Below are 3354 nucleotides of genomic sequence, written 5' to 3' on the forward strand. Positions count from 1 at the left end.
GCTCACGATCGAGATGATCGAGACGTCCGAGCGGCCCGTGGTTGGCAAGAGCGTGAAGGTGCGGGAAGAGGTCGTCGTGCGCCGAGAGCGCACCCAACGGATCGAGACCGTGCGGGACACCGTCCGTCGCGACGAGATCGAGGTCAGGCACTCCGACGAGAACCATCGCTCCGGCAGGACGCGATCTGTGATCGCCTCCAGCCGCAAGTAAGATCACGAGAGCAACGCCTCATCTTGCACACAGGTCGCAGTTCTCGATCGCGACCTGTGTGCTCGCAAAACGCAATAGGAATGCCGGCCGCGTCAGGGGCTGCACCGGATCACGGGCAACTCCGAACCAGCTCCCTTGATCGCCACTGTCGTGGGCCCCCCACGCCCGCCAGATAGATAACTTGGGAAGGATTGTTCGAGATGAAGGTCACCATGAACATCGACTGCACACCGGAAGAAGCACGCGCCTTCTTCGGCTTGCCAGATGTGCAGCCCATGCAGGAGCACCTGATGAGAGAGATGCAGGAGCGCCTGTCCGCCAACCTGAAAGCGATGGATCCGGATACGATGGTCAGGACCTGGTTGCCGACTGCTGTCAAAGGTTTCGAACAATGGCAGGACATGCTCGCATCCCAGATGAACCCGGCAAGGACGAAATAGGAGCCTTGGCGGCCGTCGCGATCCCATCGGGAGCCAGCCTTTGGCGCTGACGCCCACCCTCCAAGGGGGATCTCCATAACAGGCCGCAGATCTCGGTCCTGCGTCATGCCAGTGCGATGTCGAGGTTGATTGGGTTGTAGAGGGTATTGGCGACAGGGGACCATCGCACCGCATGATCGAGGAGCGCCTGGAGTACCTCGCGCGGTGTGTCCGTCTCAATCTGCACGCTGATCCTGATCGTCTCGAAACCGAGACCCTTAAAGTCCAGGTCTCCCGTTCCCCACAGAGCCGCGAAGTCGATGTCGCCCTCGAGCTCAATCGCGAGCCGGCGGATCGGAATCGCGCGGGCAGCCGCGTTGGCCTGGATGCTGACCGACAGGCACGAGCCCAAGGCCGCGAGCAGCGCTTCCGAAGGACTCGGCATCGTGTCGTCATTCAGCGGGCTCAACGCCTCCACGTCGCTCTCGCCGCCAAACGCTGTCAAGTCGCGGATGTGGTGCGTTTGGCTGAAGCGACCCATGGCCTCGGTCCGGCACCGCAGCGTCCGGGTCGACGGCGGCAAGGCCTTGCCTGTTGCCTCGGACGGTCCCTGATCAGGCGACCCGAGAAACCCGAAAGGCTGTCGGGACGTTGGCGTCCTGCGGTCGGTCACTGGGCAGCCTCCTTGAGCGGTGAACGTCGAGGGTCAACCCCGTCCTCACCCGTTCCGGGCCAAGCAAGATCGGTTACCGGGTAAGCTAAATTGCATAGGACCTGACGTGCTGGACTGGGATGACCTTCGTTTTTTCCTGGCGATCGCCCGGCACGGCAGCCTGACCGCCGCCTCCCGCGAACTCAGGGTGGCCCAGTCGACCGTGGGCCGGCGACTGTCATCGCTCGAGGCTAGTCTCGGCGTCCGGCTGCTGCATCGGACCCCTGAGGGATACACCCTGACGCTGGCCGGCCAGGACGTGCTCCGGCAGGCCGAGCGTGTCGAGACCGAAGCCCTCGGGGTGGAGCGATCCGTCGCCGGCCGCGACGTCAAGCTCGCGGGCGCCGTGCGCGTGACCTGCACCGAGACGATCGCGGCGCACATCCTGGCCCCGTGCTTCGCAGCCCTGCAACGGCAGCACCCCGGCATCCTCGTGGAACTGATGCCGGACCCGCGGGTGGTCAGCCTGTCGATGCGAGAGGCCGACATTGCGGTCCGGCTCATGCGCTCTGAGCAACATGATCTCGTCGTGCGCCGGATCGGACAGATCGCCTTCGGCCTCTATGCGGCTCCGGACTACCTGGAGCAGCATGGCGCACCGGACTTCGAGGCAGGCTGCCCGGGTCATCGCCTGATGACTCTGCTCGATGATGTGGAGATCGATCCGCAGGCACAGTGGCTGTCGGACCTCGCGGCACGAGCCAGTCTCGGCATGCAAACCAGCAGCCAAGAGGCGCTGCTGTCCGCCGCCCGGGGCGGTGGTGGCCTTGCCTGTCTGGCCCGCTTCCGGGCTGATCCGGACCCTGGCTTGCGCCGCCTCAAGACGCCGCTCCCGCCGCCGATGACCGAGATCTGGCTCGCCGTACACAAGGACAGCCGCAGCATACCAAGGGTCAGGGTCGCCTTGTCAGCCATTGCCGAAGCGGTGAAGGGCCTCGCGCCCGCACTGAGTCCGCGAGGCTGAGGCCGCCCAGAGCGGCCATGCATCTTCGCATAGTGGGTCACCGGATTTGCACCGGATCGCACGACGGGGAACGGCGTTGGGTTCAATGTGCAGGCCGCGCCCAGCCGTGGCGACTGCAACGCGGCCCTTCCTGCCCCAACTACGGTGATCGTCGATGTCCTTGCGCTCTCAAGGTCGGCCGTCCCCCGTCCTCATAGGAGATCACGATGACCTCTACAGCATACCCCGACACTCCACGTTCGCGGGGCAACACCGACGCTCCTCACGTCAGTGGGGTGACCCCCGCCGAGGATGCCCGCACGATCCTGATCAACACGGTCTCATGGGGCGCCGTTCTGGCTGGCGTCGTCACGGGCCTCGTCGCACAGCTCGTCCTCAACATGATCGGGATCGGGATCGGCGCTTCGACGCTTGATCCCATGACCGGCGATAACCCGGCCGTCAGCAGTTTCTCGATCGGAGCCGGGATCTGGTGGGCGCTGTCGGGCATCGTCGCTGCCTTCATCGGCGGCTATGTCGCGAGCCGCCTGTCAGGTCAGCCGAAGGTTTCGACCGGTGGCTGGCATGGCCTGACCTCCTGGGCGATGACCACGCTGGTGATCTTCTATCTGCTGAGCACGGCGGTCGGCGGTCTCGTTGGCGGCGCGTTCAACACGGTCAGCGGGGCCCTGGGTGGTCTTGGCCGCACGGCGACATCAGCGGCCCAGACGGCCGCGCCGGCGTTGGCCAATAGCACTGATCCATTCGCCTCGATCGAGCAGTCGCTGCGCGGCTCGACCGGCAATGATCCGGCCGCCTTGAGGGACACCGCAGTCGCCAGCATGCGTGCGTTGGTGACAGGCAACCAAGCCCAAGCCAACGATGCACGCGAGCAGGCTGCGCAAGCACTCGCCCGCTCGCAGAACATTCCGGTCGAGGAGGCACGCACCCGCGTTGCCGGTTACGAGAAGCAGTACCGCGAGACCGCGGACCGGGCCAAACAGCAGGCGACGCAGGCTGCCGACACGGCGGCCAAGGCCGTCTCCCGCGGGGCCCTTCTCGCCAGTCT

5 protein-coding genes are annotated in these 3354 nt (G+C 65.5%); 4 read left to right on the forward strand and 1 reads right to left on the reverse strand.

The annotated features are described in order from the left end of the window. Both ACXJKO_RS30740 and ACXJKO_RS30745 read left to right on the forward strand, forming a co-directional pair. A partial coding sequence (locus ACXJKO_RS30740; protein ID WP_457094804.1) for a DUF2382 domain-containing protein occupies window positions 1-211 on the forward strand: 211 nt, incomplete at its 5' end. Between the two features lie 200 nt (window positions 212-411). After that, window positions 412-651, forward strand: coding sequence for a DUF6489 family protein (locus ACXJKO_RS30745; protein WP_036359903.1), 240 nt, complete (start codon window positions 412-414; stop codon window positions 649-651). Between the two features lie 103 nt (window positions 652-754). Here ACXJKO_RS30745 and ACXJKO_RS30750 read toward each other — a convergent pair whose 3' ends face one another. After that, window positions 755-1171: an OsmC family protein gene (locus ACXJKO_RS30750; protein ID WP_457094805.1), complete on the reverse strand. Its 417-nt coding sequence runs from the start codon at window positions 1169-1171 to the stop codon at window positions 755-757. 238 nt (window positions 1172-1409) lie between these two features. On the opposite strand from ACXJKO_RS30750, the gene ACXJKO_RS30755 reads away from it, so the two are divergent. Beyond that, a complete protein-coding gene (locus ACXJKO_RS30755) occupies window positions 1410-2306 on the forward strand; it encodes a LysR family transcriptional regulator (protein WP_457094806.1) in 897 nt (298 codons plus the stop codon). 206 nt (window positions 2307-2512) lie between these two features. Beyond that, window positions 2513-3354, forward strand: an 842-nt coding sequence (locus tag ACXJKO_RS30760) for a PhnA-like protein (protein ID WP_457094807.1), incomplete at its 3' end; no start/stop codon positions are given.

It is taken from the genome of Microvirga sp. P5_D2 (assembly GCF_054049475.1).

What these genes read in the sequence shown, in the direction of transcription:
- ACXJKO_RS30745 (WP_036359903.1), top strand. Translation starts at nt 412, where the DNA reads ATGAAGGTCACCATGAACATCGACTGCACACCGGAAGAAGCACGCGCC.
- ACXJKO_RS30750 (WP_457094805.1), bottom strand. Translation starts at nt 1,171, where the DNA reads ATGGGTCGCTTCAGCCAAACGCACCACATCCGCGACTTGACAGCGTTT.